Source organism: Arthrobacter gyeryongensis (assembly GCF_039543785.1).
GTDB classification, from domain to species: Bacteria; Actinomycetota; Actinomycetes; order Actinomycetales; family Micrococcaceae; genus Arthrobacter; species Arthrobacter gyeryongensis.
The window spans coordinates 225,647-242,394 of record NZ_BAABKK010000030.1; the positions used below are offsets into that span (position 1 = coordinate 225,647).

The following is a 16,748-nucleotide window of genomic DNA, read 5'->3' on the forward strand; positions in this document are numbered from 1 at the left end:
CCGCCAGCAGCTCACGGTGTTACCGCGGCCCGCTCACCGGCCTTGTTCGGGCTATGCCCGGTTATTTCAGCAGAGCGTTGATTTGGTCCGCGGCGCCCTTCAGGGCATCGGCCGCACTGGAGCGCTTCGCTTCTACTTCGCCAAGGGCATTGGTGATGATGTCGACCATTTTCTGCTGGTTGTCGCCGACGACCGGCGGGAGGGCGACGTTGTCGAGGGCGTCGAAAATGGCCTTGCGGTTTGCCGGCTTGTCTTTTGCGAGATACGGCTTCAGGACTGAGTCATCGGAGGTGGCGGGAAGTTCCCATCCTGCGCTGATGCGGGTCTGTGCCATGACGTCTGAGCTGGTCATGTATTCGGCCCATTTCTGGGCTGCGGCCTTGTTCTTCGAGTTGGCAGAAACACCAATGGCGTTGGAGAACTCCGCACTTGCCTTCTGCGTGTCTCCGGGTTCGACGGCGATGTCCCAGCTTTTGGGTGAATCGGCGAAGCTGCTGGCCACCCAGATGCCGCTGTGGAGCATGCCAAGTTTGCCGTCCTTGAACAGTTTCGTGTCGAAGTCCGGGGTCCCGGCGCCTTGAGCGGGTGTGGGCATGGTGGTTCCGCTCTTCCCTGCCAGCCATTCGGCCGCTTTGATGCCCTGGGGCGAGTTGAAGGCTACGGATTTGCCGTCGTCGTTGAGGAACTTGCCACCGGTTTGGGCCAGTGCCTTGTAGAACTCGTAGAAGCTCACGTTCTGGAAGTCTCCATAGACACCCGCGCCGCTGTCTGTGATCTTCTTCGCAGCAGCCGTTTCATCGGCCCAGGTCCAGCTGGCTGTCGGGTAGGCGACCTTGGCGGCGTCGAAGAGTACCTTGTTGTAGTAGAGGACGACGTCGGAGAAGGAACTGGGCAGTGCGTACTGCTTGCCGTCCGACTGGTAGGACTGCAGCAAGGACTGCTTGTACTTGGAACCGTCAACTCCGTCGAGAGGGGCGACGGCCCCATTGGCCACGTAGGAACGCAGGTTCGCGTATTCAATGTCGAAAGTATCGGCTTGGGTTCCGGCGGCCAGGTCTGTCTGGAGCGCCGTGGCGTAGTCCTTGTAGGGCAACGTAGTGACTTGGACTGTGATGTTCGGGTTGGCCTTCTCGAAGGCCTGAACAATGGTGTCCAGGTTCTTTTCATTGCCTCCGTTCGAGGTGAAGTTTGAGTATTTGATGGTTACTTTTTCGGTGCTTGCAACATTTGAGCTTGCCGCCGTTCCACAACCTGACATGGCCAGGATTGCGGTGAGAGCTAGACCCAGCGATGCCAGGGGCTTCTTGTTCATGTGTATCTCCATTGATAGGTGAGGAAACTGGCCGATCCGGTCTATTTGAGTCCGGTGCCCGCAACCCCTTGGATGATGTACTTCTGGGTGAAGATATAGAGGGCGAGCATTGGCAGGACGCTGACCACTGATCCGGCCATCACGATGTCCCATTGGGTGGTGTACTGGCCTTGCAGTCCTGCCAACGCCACGGGAAGGGTTTTCATTGCGGGAGTGCGCAGGATAATCAGCGGCCAAAGGAAGCTGTTCCAGCTGTTGAGGAACGCGAACACCGTCAGTGTGGCCAGCGCAGGGCGGACCAAGGGCAGAACAATGAGGCCGAAGATCCGGAAGTGGCCAGCCCCATCCAATGTCGCGGCCTGGTCGAGGTCCTGCGGCACAGAATTCATTGCCTGCCGTAGGAGGAACACTCCGAAGGCGCTGGCGATCCCCGGCATCAATACGCCGAGATAGGTATCGATAAGGCCCAGACTTTTCATTTCCACAAACAACGGGACGACCAGCACCTGCATCGGGATCATCATGGTAGCCAGATACACGGCGAACACCGCGTTGCGCCCTTTGAAGGGCATCCGGGAAAAGACATAGGCGGCCAGTGAGCTGGTGACGAGCTGGAACACCGTCGTGAGGATGGCAAGGATCAGGCTGTTGAGCACGATCTGCGCAAACGGGAGCCGTTGGAGCAACTGAGCGTAGGCGGATAGTGAAGGATTCTCCGGGATAAGTTGCGGCGTCGCGGAGAGGCCTGCGCCGGGGCTGATGGACGTGACGAACGCCCAAAGAAAAGGGAAGACCATCATGAGGGCGCCAACGAGGACGAGGATGTTCAGGGTGATCGAGGGGCGCTGCTTACGCATAGTGGACCCATTTCTTTTGACCGCGCACCTGAATCAGAGTGATGACTAGGATGAAAAGGAACAGCAGCCATGACAGAGCCGATGCTTCGCCGGCCCTGCCGTAGCGGAACGTGAGGTCGTAAATCTGCTCGACCACCACCTGGGAAGAGTTGTTGGGGCCGCCTCCGGTCATGGCATAGACCTGGTCAAAGACCTGGAATCCGTTGATCAGCGACAACACAACGACAAAGAAGGTCGAGGGGGAAAGCATGGGAAGCGTAATGCTGAACAGCCGCCTCCACCGGCCGGCGCCGTCGACGGTCGCGGCCTCGTACAAGTCCTCCGGAATGGCTTGGAGGCCAGCCAGCAGAATCACCATCACAAAGCCAAGGTCCTTCCACGCCGAAGCCACAATGATCGAAGGCATGGACCATGCCGGATCTGTCCACCACCCCGGCCCTGTCACCCCGATGAGTCCGAGCAGCCAGTTGACGATTCCCGTGCTGGGATTCAGTAGCCAACGCCAGACCAGGGCAACAACTATCCAGCTGGTCACCACGGGGAGGAAGTAGAGGCCGCGCATCATGCTGCGTCCCCTGATCCGGGAATTGAGCGCAAGCGCTATTGCCAGCCCCCCGATGTACACCAGCGGCAGGTATCCGACGATGTAGTAGATGGTGTGCAGGAAGGCGCCCTGCGTGCCCGGGTCGCCGATGAGCTTGCCGTAGTTCCCGAAGCCTACCCATTTCATCGGGCCGACTAGATTCCATTGGTTCAGGCTGATCCAAAACGCGGAAAACATGGGAATGATGGTGAAGAACAAGAGTGGCAACGCGCTCGGGATGAGGAACGCTGCGACAGTCAGCCCGTATTTGAGACGCGGGCCGGTGGCGTTACGCCGAACCCCGGGTCCTCTGTAGCGCTTCGTAGTTGCCGTGGATCCGGGGCTGCCGGACCTCGAGTCTTGTAGTGCTGTCACAATCCTCCGACCTCCGCCGGTACGTGGGTGAGCCGGGCACGAACCCGTCTCCCCTGCTCACCTGAACTTTCTTCGCTGTAGAAGGGCGCAGACGCCACGAGCGCGGCTGCTCCGCGCGCCCAGGCCTCGTCATCCCAGGACTCGACGATCACAGGAATGCTCCGGCGGTCCGCCGTCAGGGCACCCCGGAAAGATCGCTCGAATTCTGCTGCCCAATGGCGCCATGCGCGGGTTCCTTCCCCGCTGACAATGACAATCTCCGGATCCAGGATCTGCACGAGCCCAGCGACGATTCGACCCAGCGGCTGACCGGCTTCCCGGAAGATATCCTGCGCGAGGGGGTCGCCGTCGTTCGCGCGCTCTTGCAGGTCAGCCATGGTGGCGGACGACGAAATGATTCCGGATTGCCGCGCCCGCGCGACGAGTGTCTTTTCCCCGATCAGGGCCTCAATGCATCCGTGGTTGCCGCAGGTGCAAAGAGGTCCATCCGCAACTGCTGGTATGTGACCGATTTCGCCGGCACCGCCCCTGCTGCCGCGCACGACGGCGCCGCCGGTAACAAATCCAGCACCGACGCCTTCGCCGATCGTCACAACCAGAAACTCGGCATGCTCGCGGCCCGAGCCATAGAGCCGTTCGGCTACAGCGAGGGCGTTGACATTGTTCTCCACAAGGACCGGGACATGGAGTTCCCGGCTCAGAACCGCTCCAAGCGGTACCTGCCGCCACCCGAGGAGGCTTGAATCAACAACACCACTACCTTGCGCGTCCACCGATCCGGGAACACCGACACCTATTCCCAGAAGGGGGGTGACACGGTCTTCGCCAACGAATGAATGGACGAGTGAGACGACGTCGGAAAGCGAAGTGATCGAGGAAGCGTCGTATGCCCTGGTGTCTGACCGGACGACATGCCCGCTAAGTTCCGTTTCAACGAAGGCGACATGGTCCTTCGAGATCTTCATACCCACCACGCGACCCGCGGCGGTGGCCAGGCCCAGCATCCGGGCAGGACGACCGCCGTTGGAGGGAGACATTGCCAGTTCCCTCACGAGGCCATCCGCGATGAGCTCTTTGATGAGCTGGGTCATGAGAGCCGGGGAGACGCTGAGTGCCCTTGCCAAGTCAGCCCGGGAAGCCCCTCCGGAGGTACCAAGAAATGCCAGGATCGCAGACCGCGTAACGTCAGCGTTGCCGCTCGGCCGAACCATTGTATTCTCCTTTATTTACGACTAAATGAAGATTAGAACTATGATGCAGCTCACGTCAAGGGCTCGGTTGACTTAATAGAAAAGGTCCGCGAAGCAGAAGCTGGGTTACGAAGATAGTCGGACTGAATCCGCCGGAAGGACTAGTCCCCCACCGGAGCAGGCGGCAAGTCGGTCGACCACCAGACCGGGACGCAACACCTCACCGGTATCAACGCCAGAGGGCCGCTCCTGCAATCGGAGCGGCCCTCTGGCGGTCTATCTCATAAAACGGTGGAACGGGAGGAGGAAGGACTAAATGTGAGATCGGAGGCCAGTTGGCGATTGGGGCTGATTACTTGGCAAAACTGGTGGCTATTTGCCGCGAACCCCGAGAGTTTGGACACCCGCGGCACTTCGAGCAGCACGGCTACAACGGCCGCAGTGCCTGAATGCTCCACCCTGGCCCCCTCACTATGGATGTCATCACAGCTCACGGGCGTTTCGCGAATTCAATGCGTATGAAGCCGAGCTCATCGCGTGGGAGGACCGCCGTCAAAACCCCGCCCCCTCCGAGGGACGCCGCAACCCCATACACGAGGGGGTCAGTGTCAATCTCCACACCCTGCACCTCGACGCCGTCAATCCAAACGGCCACCGCACGGTTGGCTGGACGACCTCTGCTGTCCCCGGCGTATCGGTCCCAAGCAATGCCTCCCAGCCATTCGCGACGGTAACGATTGATAAGGACGTGGTTCATGTGTTCAGCCAACACCCGGGACGGGGACGAGCGTTCGGAAGTGTCGCGGTGCCACGTGGTCCGCACGGCGTCCCACAACTGGGGGTATCGCATCCGTTGAACCCCTTCAACCAGCCAGGCCGGCCGCGGCCAAGGCGGAACGTCCTCGATCGACCTTCGCGTCTGCTCGTCGAGCTCGGCCAGATTTATCGGGTCGGCTCGGTCAGCGGGGTTGCGCCACAGCGTGTAGGTGATGCTCGCTGACATCTCGTTGTATCCGAGGGAATCCTGCCCGTACTGGATGCCAACCAAATCCGGATCCTCCAGCGAGGCCTGGGGCGCCAGTCCCATGATGGGGATCGGCATCAGTTCCAGACGCCTGGCCTGCTGGAGACGCGGATCTGGTGCGTCCTCCGGGAGCACTCCATCGAATCTCACGTGCCGATTGTGCGACGGCCACGAGTGGTTGGCAATACCGCCTTGCCATTCGGCCCGTCGCTGGCCTGCAAGTCCGTATAGGCGGTAGGCGTCGCGGCGATGGCCCCGGCATCAGCTGCCGGTGTGGCGCGCCCCTATGGCGAGACCGTCAGGGCATAAGTCGAGTTGATGGTTTGACCGTTAAGTGTCCCGGTGAAATTCAGGGTGTGGGTGCCGGGAAGCACGTCATGGATCATGGCATAGTAGCCGGCATCGGCTCCGGGTTCGTAGACGCCGGCGAGGGTCGGGTCACCGAAGATGTTGTCACTGGGCAGAGTGACCTTGAAGATGGGCGATTCTTCGTATTTCACGACACCTGGGCCGACGGCTGTTCCGTCGAAGGTGACCGTCAGGTTGCTCGCTCCGTTTTGGACGCCGGCCTGGGCGACAACGCCGCGGACGAACGCCGGGGTCTTGTGGGCGGACTGAAGCTCGATGTCGAAGGAGTTGGCGAGCGGGAAGAACAGGTTGGTATGGGCTGGGACGGTGCAGCTGCGGGTAACGCTTCCACCGGTGTTGAAAAGCCCGGCGAGGAACCAAGTGGGGCCGGACTGTTGATTTGCGCACTGGGAACCGTTGGTGTCCAGCAGCGGGTTCGACGACGCGGGCTGGCTCAGCACCCAGACCCACCACTTCGCCGCCAGAGGGCTGTACGAATTGGCCACCGACGGCGCCGCGGCTCCCGACGGTGCTGCAACGGGAGAGGCCGAGGCCGCCAGCGGTGCTGCCAACAACAGCATGGAAGCACTGATGAACGCGAAAATTGCCTTTTTCATATCCGATCCTTTATTTTGCCGGAGCGCGGAGACGCCTCCGGCACGTGCGCTCGGCTCCCTGGAAGGGAGGATCCAGGCCGTACCATCGTGGCCGGGCTCCGATATTCTGTGATGTTCATTCACGGTTGGCACACCGTCCGAACGGATGGACGGGTTGGGCCACCATGAACTTTCGGGACAACGCCCAGACTGCGGCGTGAGAAGATGCCGCCGAGTTCCCAGCCGGTCTCCCGGCACAGCGGTGCGAGCCTAACCGGGCTGGAGCTGTGGGCCCAAGAGTGGCGACTACCTGTCTCGCAAGCTAACTACGCATCTGGACACCACACCCGCCACTTCAAACGTACGAGGCAGGTCAGGGCGTCCCGCCCAGGACTGAATCAGAACCGGCGAGCTCGGTGCTGCCCGGTGCATGCTGCGGTCGGCACCCCGCCGCACAATGGGGAGCAGTGCGATAATCCCGACAGCCACGGCCCGGCACCAGGAGTGTGTCGGTCACCGCATATAGGGTCATGCCATGGAATCCGCATCGCCGGCCTCAGTGATCGGCCGTTTAGTCGACGAACTGTCATGGGCGGGCTCAAACATCCGCCGCCTCAGGAACGGCGGGCGCGGAGACGAGAACGTCCTCACAGCCGAAGTCATGCTGCTACTGTCGTTGCTCCCCAGGGCGGCCTTCCTGGGCGGCGTCCTTGCGGCCGCCCATGGAGCCCCGGGCGCTGCTGGCTTCAAGCTTGGAACAAGCCACGGTGCAGACGTTCCCGGACGAGATCACCATCCCCGGCACCGGCGTCGGGGTACAGCCGGACGCCGCGATCTGGATGAACGACGCCGCGGTGCTCATTGAGGCCAAGGGCACGCGAAAGGCGGCCCAGTTCCAGAAGACACAACTTGCACGCGAATACCTTGCCTTGATGACCGGCCCGCGAGAGCACAAGCTGCTCCTGGTCATCATGAGCTCCCCTCCCCCGGTCCGTATTCAGTCATCCGGACGGATCGACCTCTTCGAGGGGGTCACCATCGGGTTGGAGGAACTGTGCTCCGCCGCAGCCAGGCCAGATGCCGACGTCGAGCGTCTCGTCCAGTCCATTCCCGAAACGGTCTGCTGGATCACGTGGCCAGAGATCCGTTCCGCCGTCGCAGAGGCCGCAGCTACCTACCCCTGCAGCGATGCCAGCCTTGCCGGCACACTCCGGCGCCTGGCAGAGGGCGTGACGGACGCCATCGACTGGCATTCCGGGACCGAAACAGTCTGCTGATCCTCACGGAGACGTGTCCGAGAACTTGTAAGAGGATCCGCCGTTGGGGAGGGCGCACCGGATTTCACGACGTAGGCACAGGCCCTCATAAACATGCTTTTGTCTGGAACCGGAGGCATGGACTGCATCGAGGCCTGGTACAACCGCAAACGCCCCAATGCCAGGGCCGGGCACTGGACCCCGGTGGCGGCTCTGGCAGCCCGTCAAGCTGGCGGCCAGAAACTCTTGGCCACATAACTGAAAACTATGGTGGATCCCTCTAAGACACCCGACGTGCGCATACACTTCGAACATGCGCGTCTTCGACACCAGATTCGACTACAAAACTGACACCCCTTCGAAGACCAGGCCCGACGCCGACAGGGACAGTCCGAGGCTCCGGTTGGACCATGAGCTGCTGTGGACCAAGGAGCTGTGCTCCGGACTCTGTTTCGCCCCGACCGCGCCCTCGGTTCGGCGCGACGGCTACCTCATCTTTACTGACGCCTCCGGGGCGAGGCATTGGTACGGGGGTGACGCCATCACCGGTTCCTACACCACGTGGTTGAGGCCGAAGACTCTGGCCAACGCTATCGCGGGGCTGAACGAGGACCAGCGGTCCCTCTACCTTGACCCGGCGTACACCATCGGCAGTTCGATGATTTGGCCCGTCAGGTCGAAGGACCGCCCGACCATGAACCAAGCGCGAGGCTTCGGTTCCTCAGGTCGGCTGATCGGTGACCGCATGGACCTCACCCTGGAGTGCATCCGGCGTCACTACGCCGGAGAGCAAGGGAGTCCGCTCGCCGGTGTCCTCACCGCCTATGCGGACTTCTTCGCGCTCTTCGGCGGGTTCGCGGAGTTCGTGGACTTCTTCCACTTGCAAGACCTCGTGACGCCCGACTATGACGCGGTCCGGTTCTACCTGCCGTTCGACAACTTCGAGCGTTCCGGGACCCCGGCCACAACCGAGGAGTACGTGACGTACCGGGAGGCCACGCTGGAGTTCATCGCGGGACGGCAGCATCGGATGGCCAAGTGGGTCATGAAGCACCACCCCGAGATCGAGGTTCGCCAGTAGCGTCCTGCCGGTTCCGCCGACAGACCACGGACGACGTGCGGGGCGGGTGGTCCAGACCTCGCGGATCACCGTGAGCTACGGAATCGCGACCAGCACCAACACCGCCGACCTCACTGCGATGATCGCGGCCGCTGACAGCGCGCCCTACCAGGCGAAAAACCTCGACCGGTTCTTCCAAATGGTGTGAGATGCCAAGCAACTTGGCCAACAGTCGCGCTAGGTGCCCCTTGAAATCCTGGGTTTTTGATCGCCGGCTGGCGGACAGAATTGTCAAATTAGTTGGCACCGTTTCTGTGGCAATGGTCATGAACTCCCATGTGTGCGGACATTGCGGCCTCCCTCATCAGGCTGAAGATGTTCTCGCATGCCCGCCGGTGGTGCCGGGCACGGGCAGTAGTCTTACCCTTCACCCACCGATACCGCACCGCGACGACGCCGTTGCACACTGGCGGCCTGGTTCTTTCATCGGGCCGTGGTGCAGGGGACGTGCTCAGGCTATGCCCGGCAAGGAAAAACAGGACAGGCCGGGTGTGATGGCTGCACCGACCGTCTCTCCGTTCGCCATGGGTTGACTGTGACAGGTTTGGATTGCCCCGGTATGACGGATATTTCCGGCCCCACTTCGTGACTCGCCGAGCACCTTGTGACGGTTATTCGTGACCCACCTTCAACGTTGGATTCATCAATGGATGCAACGGAAGGCCGGTCTGGATGGAGTCGAGAGTGGACGCCCCTGGTCAACGCTCACAAGCGGGTGGGGCACCTGACGGCAACGGAGCTGGTCGAGGAGGAGCGGGCACCACTGGTCTTCCTTGGCTTTGCCTGATCGAGATCTCCGCACGGCAAAGACCCGGAACTATCTACCGGGCCTTCCTGCGTCCGGATCTACAGTGCCGCGTTGCGCCAGCGCTGGTGCGCGGACTGCGGGTTCGTCTCATCCTGGCCGGGACCTGGCGTTCGCGCGCTCAGCGGTGGCGGAACGGAGTTCCCGCTGGAGGCGCCGGTTTTCGGCTTCGAGGCGCAGGACCATCCCGATGCCTGCCAGGTTCAAGCCCAGGTCCAGCAGCTCACCGATCCGCCGCAAGGTCGCCAGATCCTCCTCGCTGTACTGGCGGGTCCCGCCCAGGGTCCGGCCGGGTTCGATCAGGCCCCTGCGTTCGTACAGGCGCAGGTTCTGCTGCCCCATGCCCACCAGCTCCGCCGCGACGGAAATCGCGTACACCCCCCTGCCCGCGTTGTTACCGCCTGCCATCGGCCACCTCCAAATCTTCCCAAAATCAGGCTTGCCACGACCCAGTCGCAGTGCTATAAGAAATATATACCAGCCGCAACAGATCGGCTGGGTTGACAACAAAAAAGCTGCGATCTGCAAGGAGTGACACACCATGCTGATGCGAACGGACCCCTTCCGTGAATTCGACCGGCTGGCCGAACAGGTCCTCGGAACGACGGCACGGCCTGCGGCGATGCCGATGGACGCCTGGCGGGAAGGCGACGATTTCGTGGTCGCCTTCGACCTGCCCGGAGTCACCGTTGACTCGGTGGACATCGACGTTGAACAAAACGTGCTGACCGTCAAGGCCGAGCGCCCGGACCCCGTCGGCGAGGGCACGGAACTGATTGCCTCCGAACGTCCCCGCGGCGTGTTCAGCCGCCAGCTCATTCTCGGCGACGCGCTGGATACCGACGGAGTGAAGGCAAGCTACGACGGCGGGGTCCTGACCCTGCGCATCCCGGTGGCGGAGAAGGCAAAGCCGCGCCGGATCGAAATCGATACCACGGCGAACCAGCGCCAGGAGATCAGCGCCTGAGCACCGGTACGGCTTCCTGGACCGGGAGCGCCTCGGCGGCCAACACGTAATTGGGTGATGGGGTTTCGCAGACCACGCCACGGCGCGGGTAGCGCACAGATACAGGCCCCCGAGGATGACTCCCGCAACGATGGTCCCCGGCTGAACGGACCGGGGACCATCCCTGTCCCCAGATGAACACACGGCACCACCAACGATGAAGACCAACGGCCCGGACCCCTACGAGATCCTGCACATTGACCCGACCGCCACGGCGCGGGAGGTGGGTCGTGCTTACCGCGCGCAGATGCGCAGCCGGCACCCGGACACCCGGCCGGCCCGCGGACACGGCACCGCCACCGGCCCGACGACGCCCGAATCACAGAAGGAGCTGCAGGACGTGATGAACGCCTATGCCATCCTGGGCAACGCGGAAAAGCGGGCAGCCTACGACAGGGACCACCCGCGGCCCGCTCCGACCGAACCGCACCCCCGGGAACCCCTGGTCCGGCCGCCAGCTCCGCTGCTTCCCGCCGCCTCACTGCTGATCGGACCGGTCATCTGGGAGCCGGCCGCCGGACGGTCCCGCGCGGTCCCGGCGTGGCAGGGTCCGTATCCGCCCGGTTGCACGTTGATCCGGCGGATCCCGCGCTGACCAACCGTCCGACCCGAAAGCACCATGACGAAGGAGACCTGATGAGTGCCTGGCGTCCGTACGACAGCCAGTTGATGCCCGCCTTTTACGAACGCTTCGAAAAGCGGTGGGGCAAAGGAACAGCGCCGTTCCTGGACCCCGAGACCCACGAACAACCCATGCCCCGGGCCCAATGGATCAACCCGGACACCGGCGCCGCGGTCGCGGTCGTCCCCATCTGGACCGGGGACCCCCGGCACCGCTCCTTCGGGGTGTTCTACCTGCCCCCGGCCGGCGACATCTGGGTCCTGCGCCCCGGGCACACGAACTATCTCGAAACCGACCCCAAAAACCCTGAGCAAGTAACCCTGCGCAACGACGCCTTCCGGAAAGCCGTCGCGCACGCCAAGGAATTCATCTACGGAACCCAACCCTGAAAGCCGCCCCGACCACCCGGATCAGGCAACCGGCAAGCCCGGCGGTGAACCGTCCATCGGATCCGCCGCGGGGACCGGCCCTTCCGCCGCGGCCCGGGCCCTGACGGACATTCCCGGACTATCCAATGACCCCTCAACAGATCAGCCAGTTCCTCCAGGACTGCAGCATCCGCGCAGCCGCCGGCAACGCACGCCTCGACGCCGATGCGTCCTACCTCCTCTACGTCAGCTGGTGCGGCCTGAACCGGAAAGTCCCCGTCCCCCATCAGGCCTTCCGGACCGCCCTGCGCATGGCTGGCCTGCGCCCTGCAAAGAAGACACCGCACCACTGACCCGCAACGAGACATTTGGAAATGCAGAAGATGACAATGACGTCAACGGCCCTGAAAACAACACACAGTGACCATGCGGGCGGGAACCGTCCGTGGTGCGGGACGTGCGACAGCGACGAGTTCCTGATCTTCGAAACCGCTGCGTTCCCGGCCGGCGGTCCGGCCGGTGAACTGGACGTCAGCTTCACCTGCACCGAATGCGAGGGCTACTACGCCCACCAGGTCCCCGCGGGCGCCCTGGACCCGAAGGTCCTGGCCGGGATCCTGCCCGTCCCGGGCGATGAGCAGCCCGGCATCTACACGCACTGCGGCGAGCCCATGACCCTGGGCCGCCCGGCCGGCCGAAGCGTCGCTTCGGAGGCGGCGAAAAACACCGGGCGCAGGCTCCTGGAGGTTTACCTCCGGACCCGGGTGCTGCATTGCCGCTGCGGTTTCCAGATGGAACTTCCCCGCCCCCGGGCGGACTGAGGGGTCAGGTGGAGGGATCTCGATGCCGTTGTCCGACTCTGAACGCAGGCGGCTCCGGGAACTCGAATCGGATCTGGCAGCCCAGGATCCGGTTCTCGCGCGGGAACTGAGCACCGGCAGGCCAACCCTCCGGTGGCTTCGCCGTTCCGCCGGCCTGGCCCTGACCGTCGCGGGCATTGAACTGATCATCATGGCCATGGCCGCCCGGCTTCCGGGCATCGGCTTCCCGGGATTCATCCTGCTGCTGGCAGGTGCCTGCGTGCTCCTCACCCGCCGCGCCGGCCGCCGGAGCGGATAGCGCCGCACCGCTCCTGTCCGCCCGGAGCACCGCGCCGTGGCCTGCGCCGCCAGGCCGCGGGGGCAGATTCTCCGCTGCCGCCCGGCCGGGAGCCCAGGTTCCGGAGGCGGTGGCCGGACTTCCAGGGGCACGTGCGGAGCTCGCCGGGCCCTTGGTTGCGGCGAGCAGGGCAAGGGACGCGGCTACCGAGCGGTCCGGCTCCTTGGCCGGCGGCGTGTAGGCCCGCAGGACCAGGACCGATTTGCCCGCTACATCGAGCACGCCGCCCGCGTCCAGGAAGGCCGTGCCTGCGCGTTCTCCGGCGGTGTCCAGGACCTGTTCCCACCGCGAAGCGTATTCGGCCGGGGGAAGGGTGAAGGACACCGCCTCGTCCCCGGAGTTGAAGCAGAGGAGGAAGTTCACATCCGTCACGGAGCGGCCCCGGTCGTCCCTGCCGATCCCGGCGCCGTTGTAGAAGACCCCGAGCGCCCGGGCAAGCGGGTTGTTCCAGTCCTCGGGCACCATCACGGACGCGTCCGTGTTCAGCCAGACGATGTCCGGAAGCGGCTGGCCTTCCCTGCGCTTGACCGGACGCCCTTCAAAAAACCTGTTCCGCCGGAAGGTCGCATGGTCCCGCCGCAGCCGGGCAGCTGCGGCGGCGAACTCGGTCAGCGGCTTGTCCATGCTTTCCCAGTGGATCCAGCTCAGCTCCGAGTCCTGGCAGTATGCGTTGTTGTTCCCTTCCTGGGTCCGGCCCAGCTCATCACCGTGGAGCAGCATCGGGACGCCTTGGGAGAGCATCAGGGTGGCAATGAAGTTCCGTTGCTGGCGGGCACGCAGTGCGAGCACGCTTTCATCGTCGGTGCGTCCCTCGGCGCCGCAGTTCCAGGACCGGTTGTGGGTCTCGCCGTCGTTGTTGCCGGCCCCGTTGGCCTCGTTGTGCTTCTCGTTGTACGAGACGAGGTCATGCAGGGTGAAGCCGTCGTGAGCGGTGACGAAGTTGACGGAGGCCACCGGACGCCGGCCCGATGACCCGTACAGGTCCGCGGAGCCGGCAAGCCGGGCGGCGAATTCGCCAAGGGTCGAGGGTTCGCCGCGCCAGAAGTCACGCACTGCATCCCGATACTTGCCGTTCCATTCGGTCCACAGCGGCGGGAAGTTTCCCACCTGGTAGCCGCCGGGGCCCACGTCCCAGGGCTCGGCGATCAGCTTCACCTGGGACACGACCGGGTCCTGCTGGACCAGGTCGAAGAAGCTTGACAACCGGTCCACCTCGTAGAACTCGCGGGCCAGGGTGGCCGCCAGATCGAAGCGGAACCCGTCCACATGCATCTCCGTCACCCAGTAACGCAGGGAGTCCATCAGGAGCTGCAGGACGTGCGGGTGGCGCACGTTGACCGTGTTCCCCGTGCCCGTGTAGTCCATGTAATACTGCTTGTCGCCCGCGACCAGGCGGTAGTAGGCCTGGTTGTCGATGCCCTTGAACGACAGGGTCGGGCCGAGGTGGTTCCCTTCGGCCGTGTGGTTGTAGACGACGTCGAGGATGATCTCCATCCCGGCGGCGTGCAGGGAACGGACCATGGCCTTGAACTCCTGGACCTGCTGCCCGGGCACATGCGTGGAGCTGTAGCCGTGGTGCGGGGCGAAGAACCCGACGGTGTTGTAGCCCCAGTAATTGGACAGACCCTTCTCCCTGAGCAGGCTGTCGTGCACGAACTGGTGCACCGGCATCAGTTCGATCGCGGTAACGCCGAGTCTTTGCAGGTGCTCGATCACGGCCGGGTGCGCCAGGCCCGCGAAGGTGCCGCGTTCCTCCGCGGGCACCTCGGGGTGGAGCATGGTCATGCCCTTGACATGGGTTTCGTAGATGAATGAGTCGCTGTACGGGACCCGCAGGGGGCGGTCGCCCTGCCAGTCGAAGAACGGGCTGATCACCACCGACCGCATCGTCGAGCCGGCCGAATCGCTTGTATTCAACGAGAGCGGGTTGCCCGGATCGTAGGAGAACATGGCTTGCCCCCAGGCGATGTCCCCGCTGGCCGCTTTCGCGTACGGGTCCAGCAGCAGCTTGGCCGGGTTACATCGCATCCCGTTGGCCGGGTCATAGGGCCCCTCCACCCGGTAACCGTACGACTGTCCCGGGAGCATATGGGGCAGGTAGCAGTGCCAGACGAACGCGTCCACAGCCTCCAGGGCAATCCGCTGCTCGGACCCTCGCTCATCGAACAGGCACAGATACACCGCACTGGCCGCTTCGCTGAAGACGGCGAAGTTGGTACCGCTGCCGTCATACGTCGCCCCCAAGGGATAGGCACTGCCCGCCCAGACTTCCATGAGCCCTCCGATACCGAAAGAAAACACCGTCCGCCCACCACCGGACACGCCCGGGAACACCGCGCCCCGACCCATCAAACCCGAAGATTTGACGCATTCAGCCCCGGGCACCGAGGGAAACCCGCGTTCCGCGGCAGCCACCTCGTCCTGGCCGTGAGGCGGATGGGAATGCCGGGCCCAGGCACCGGGGCGGCGGCGGGATCGCTTCCGGGCAACATGCGCGTCATGCCGGAGGTCCCGGAGCGCCCGCCTGTGCCGGTGCCTGCCGGTCCGTGCCGTGGACGGCCAGGCTGCGGCGCTTCTAGACTGGGCATACCCTGCTGCGGAGGCCAACGAGGTGACGCGGGGCCCGCCGCCGGGGACGGCAACGGACCACCTGCACCTGGTTGGAGGTCTGTCTGCGCATCACGGGCACCGCATTTCCTGGTGCAGAAACGCAGATGGAGACCGCTATGCAGACAGACCCCCGGCCCACCACAGAGGCCGTCCGTTCGGTGACCGTGGAGGCCTCCAGCACCCGTCCCGGGGACTGGGGGCGGGCCATGGCACTGGCCCTGGACCGGCTGATCCAGGAGATCATCGCCTCCACCGGCACGAACCCGTGCCGTGATCCCGGGGGCCTGGACGTCTCCTTGCATATCCAGGCCGTGCCCGATGGTGAGGCCATCACGGTCATCTGGCGCCGCTGAACTGTCCATCACCGACGCTGTTCACAGCCAAAAGACCGGCGGATACGGCCCCGGCCACACCCGCAGTCCGGACCCTCGGCCTGCTCGTTCCCGGCGGTGTCGCCGGCCAGCCCAGACGGGACGCGGGCGAGGAGGCCCGGACCCATGGTGGAACACTTGGTGCTCCCGGCGTTTCCTGTCAGTGCTTTTTGAAGGCGTCCTTCACTTTGTCTGCGGCCTGCTTCAGCTCCGCTTTGGCTTGTGCGGCTTTGCCTTCGGCTTTCAGCCTGTCGTTATCCGTGGCGTCGCCGGTTGCTTCTTTGGCTTTGCCGCCGACCTTTTCGGCGGCGTGCTTGATTTTGTCACCCAGACCCATGACGGCTCCTCTCAAGGGGGACGGGCCGGCCCGTGCGGGCCGGACATTTTTATCGTAGACCCGGCCCGTCCCCTTCATCCACGGTTCTGCCCGGGCATCTGGCTGCTCGCGGGACGGGAGCCTGCCGGGATACGCGGGACGGCCGGGGTTTATGCTGTCGTCCATGGATTCGTATGGGGGCCGTGCGCTGATCTGTGCAGCGCCGGAAACGGTGTGGGCCGTCATCACTGATTCGGCCGGCTATCCGGAGTGGGATTCGGGGATTGCCGGGCTCATCGGGGACATCGGCCACGGGCAGAGCATCCGGGTCCGGCCCGCCGGCCTGGCCAGGCCGGTCACGGTGGCTGTCCACCGGTATGGGGACGGCGCCATGTCCTGGACGTTCCGGTTGCCAGGGAGATTGTTCAAAGCGGTCCGGACCATCACCGTGAGGGCTGAGAACGGCAAGACCCGCCTGGTGGTGAGGGATGACTTCACCGGCCCCCTCCGGACGCTGATCCAAAAACACAACCCGGGCCTGTCCCGGTCCGCGGACCGGTTCGCCTGCGGGGTCAGGGCCCGGGCCGAAAAACTGAGCTGACACCGGATACGCCGGCGCTGCGGTTGTGCCCGGGGCATGGCGGCTCTGAAGGCGGGACCAAGCAGCTCTGCCTCCAGGGCCTTGGCTGCGGAACCACGGGTGGAGCAGCATGGAAGGTAAGGCCCTTCAGTGAGTCGGCCGGTCCGCATCCGTAGCTCAGTGGTCAGAGCAGGGGACTTTTAATCCTCGGGTCGTGGGTTCGAACCCCACCGGATGCACCAGTCCCGGGC

19 protein-coding genes, 1 tRNA gene and 1 pseudogene are annotated in these 16,748 nt (G+C 63.9%); 12 read left to right on the forward strand and 9 right to left on the reverse strand.

Translation table 11 applies throughout. The features are described 5' to 3' along the window. Nucleotides 1–61 precede the first annotated feature (61 nt). The 6 genes from ABEA18_RS19995 to ABEA18_RS20020 all read right to left on the reverse strand — a co-directional run bounded on the left by ABEA18_RS19995 (nucleotide 62) and on the right by ABEA18_RS20020 (nucleotide 6,306). Nucleotides 62–1,312, reverse strand: coding sequence for an ABC transporter substrate-binding protein (locus tag ABEA18_RS19995; protein WP_345452084.1), 1,251 nt, complete (start codon nucleotides 1,310–1,312; stop codon nucleotides 62–64). 41 nt (nucleotides 1,313–1,353) lie between these two features. Continuing rightward, on the reverse strand, nucleotides 1,354–2,169 hold the full coding sequence (locus ABEA18_RS20000) for a carbohydrate ABC transporter permease (RefSeq protein ID WP_284982621.1): 816 nt from the start codon (nucleotides 2,167–2,169) through the stop codon (nucleotides 1,354–1,356). Continuing rightward, the gene (locus ABEA18_RS20005; RefSeq protein WP_345452087.1) at nucleotides 2,162–3,127 is read right to left on the reverse strand and encodes a carbohydrate ABC transporter permease; all 966 of its coding nucleotides are present in this window, start codon (nucleotides 3,125–3,127) and stop codon (nucleotides 2,162–2,164) included. The genes ABEA18_RS20000 and ABEA18_RS20005 overlap by 8 nt, the downstream gene beginning before the upstream one ends. Then, complete coding sequence (locus ABEA18_RS20010) at nucleotides 3,124–4,338, reverse strand: ROK family transcriptional regulator (protein ID WP_345452089.1); 1,215 nt, start codon at nucleotides 4,336–4,338, stop codon at nucleotides 3,124–3,126. Before ABEA18_RS20010 ends, ABEA18_RS20005 begins: the two co-directional genes overlap by 4 nt. A 469-nt stretch (nucleotides 4,339–4,807) precedes the next feature. Next, a complete protein-coding gene (locus tag ABEA18_RS20015) occupies nucleotides 4,808–5,491 on the reverse strand; it encodes a hypothetical protein (RefSeq protein WP_345452091.1) in 684 nt (227 codons plus the stop codon). 134 nt (nucleotides 5,492–5,625) lie between these two features. After that, nucleotides 5,626–6,306, reverse strand: coding sequence for a hypothetical protein (locus ABEA18_RS20020; protein ID WP_345452093.1), 681 nt, complete (start codon nucleotides 6,304–6,306; stop codon nucleotides 5,626–5,628). Nucleotides 6,307–7,037: 731 nt separating this feature from the next. Between ABEA18_RS20020 and ABEA18_RS20025 the strand changes: the two genes are divergently transcribed. The 3 genes from ABEA18_RS20025 to ABEA18_RS20035 all read left to right on the forward strand — a co-directional run bounded on the left by ABEA18_RS20025 (nucleotide 7,038) and on the right by ABEA18_RS20035 (nucleotide 9,448). Continuing rightward, nucleotides 7,038–7,562, forward strand: coding sequence for a hypothetical protein (locus tag ABEA18_RS20025; RefSeq protein WP_345452095.1), 525 nt, complete (start codon nucleotides 7,038–7,040; stop codon nucleotides 7,560–7,562). Nucleotides 7,563–7,854: 292 nt separating this feature from the next. Then, a complete protein-coding gene (locus ABEA18_RS20030) occupies nucleotides 7,855–8,622 on the forward strand; it encodes a DUF6994 family protein (protein ID WP_345452097.1) in 768 nt (255 codons plus the stop codon). Nucleotides 8,623–9,307: 685 nt separating this feature from the next. Next, nucleotides 9,308–9,448 carry a hypothetical protein gene (locus ABEA18_RS20035; RefSeq protein ID WP_345452099.1) on the forward strand — a complete coding sequence of 47 codons (141 nt, stop codon included), beginning with the start codon at nucleotides 9,308–9,310 and terminating at the stop codon, nucleotides 9,446–9,448. Between the two features lie 108 nt (nucleotides 9,449–9,556). Here ABEA18_RS20035 and ABEA18_RS20040 read toward each other — a convergent pair whose 3' ends face one another. Beyond that, complete coding sequence (locus ABEA18_RS20040) at nucleotides 9,557–9,874, reverse strand: MerR family transcriptional regulator (RefSeq protein ID WP_345452101.1); 318 nt, start codon at nucleotides 9,872–9,874, stop codon at nucleotides 9,557–9,559. 133 nt (nucleotides 9,875–10,007) lie between these two features. Here ABEA18_RS20040 and ABEA18_RS20045 point away from each other — a divergent pair, with 133 nt between their 5' ends. The 6 genes from ABEA18_RS20045 to ABEA18_RS24725 all read left to right on the forward strand — a co-directional run bounded on the left by ABEA18_RS20045 (nucleotide 10,008) and on the right by ABEA18_RS24725 (nucleotide 12,581). Further along, entirely contained in the window at nucleotides 10,008–10,433 is a 426-nt protein-coding gene (locus ABEA18_RS20045) for an Hsp20/alpha crystallin family protein (protein WP_284990534.1), read from the forward strand. Nucleotides 10,434–10,629: 196 nt separating this feature from the next. Further along, complete coding sequence (locus tag ABEA18_RS20050; protein ID WP_345452104.1) at nucleotides 10,630–11,067, forward strand: J domain-containing protein; 438 nt, start codon at nucleotides 10,630–10,632, stop codon at nucleotides 11,065–11,067. Nucleotides 11,068–11,108: 41 nt separating this feature from the next. Then, nucleotides 11,109–11,483, forward strand: coding sequence for a hypothetical protein (locus ABEA18_RS20055; RefSeq protein ID WP_284990532.1), 375 nt, complete (start codon nucleotides 11,109–11,111; stop codon nucleotides 11,481–11,483). Nucleotides 11,484–11,608: 125 nt separating this feature from the next. Beyond that, a complete protein-coding gene (locus ABEA18_RS20060) occupies nucleotides 11,609–11,815 on the forward strand; it encodes a hypothetical protein (protein WP_345452106.1) in 207 nt (68 codons plus the stop codon). A gap of 21 nt (nucleotides 11,816–11,836) precedes the next feature. Continuing rightward, nucleotides 11,837–12,283 (forward strand): hypothetical protein, encoded by a 447-nt coding sequence (locus tag ABEA18_RS20065; RefSeq protein WP_345452108.1) that lies wholly within the window; start codon nucleotides 11,837–11,839, stop codon nucleotides 12,281–12,283. A 22-nt stretch (nucleotides 12,284–12,305) separates the two neighbouring features. After that, complete coding sequence (locus ABEA18_RS24725) at nucleotides 12,306–12,581, forward strand: DUF3040 domain-containing protein (RefSeq protein WP_425550557.1); 276 nt, start codon at nucleotides 12,306–12,308, stop codon at nucleotides 12,579–12,581. Between the two features lie 153 nt (nucleotides 12,582–12,734). Here the strand turns inward: ABEA18_RS24725 and glgX are convergent. After that, a pseudogene (gene glgX / locus ABEA18_RS20070) lies at nucleotides 12,735–14,894 on the reverse strand (glycogen debranching protein GlgX); the annotation flags it as partial. Between the two features lie 452 nt (nucleotides 14,895–15,346). On the opposite strand from glgX, the gene ABEA18_RS20075 reads away from it, so the two are divergent. After that, nucleotides 15,347–15,583, forward strand: a complete 237-nt coding sequence (locus ABEA18_RS20075) for a hypothetical protein (protein WP_268023423.1) — start codon at nucleotides 15,347–15,349, stop codon at nucleotides 15,581–15,583. A 178-nt stretch (nucleotides 15,584–15,761) separates the two neighbouring features. On the opposite strand, the gene ABEA18_RS20080 is transcribed toward ABEA18_RS20075, so the two are convergent. Next, nucleotides 15,762–15,938, reverse strand: coding sequence for a CsbD family protein (locus ABEA18_RS20080; RefSeq protein ID WP_268023425.1), 177 nt, complete (start codon nucleotides 15,936–15,938; stop codon nucleotides 15,762–15,764). Nucleotides 15,939–16,101: 163 nt separating this feature from the next. Here ABEA18_RS20080 and ABEA18_RS20085 point away from each other — a divergent pair, with 163 nt between their 5' ends. Together ABEA18_RS20085 and ABEA18_RS20090 are read left to right on the forward strand one after the other, a co-directional pair. Then, nucleotides 16,102–16,518, forward strand: coding sequence for an SRPBCC family protein (locus ABEA18_RS20085; protein WP_345452114.1), 417 nt, complete (start codon nucleotides 16,102–16,104; stop codon nucleotides 16,516–16,518). 145 nt (nucleotides 16,519–16,663) lie between these two features. Next, a tRNA-Lys gene (locus ABEA18_RS20090) sits at nucleotides 16,664–16,739 on the forward strand. Nucleotides 16,740–16,748 lie beyond the last annotated feature (9 nt).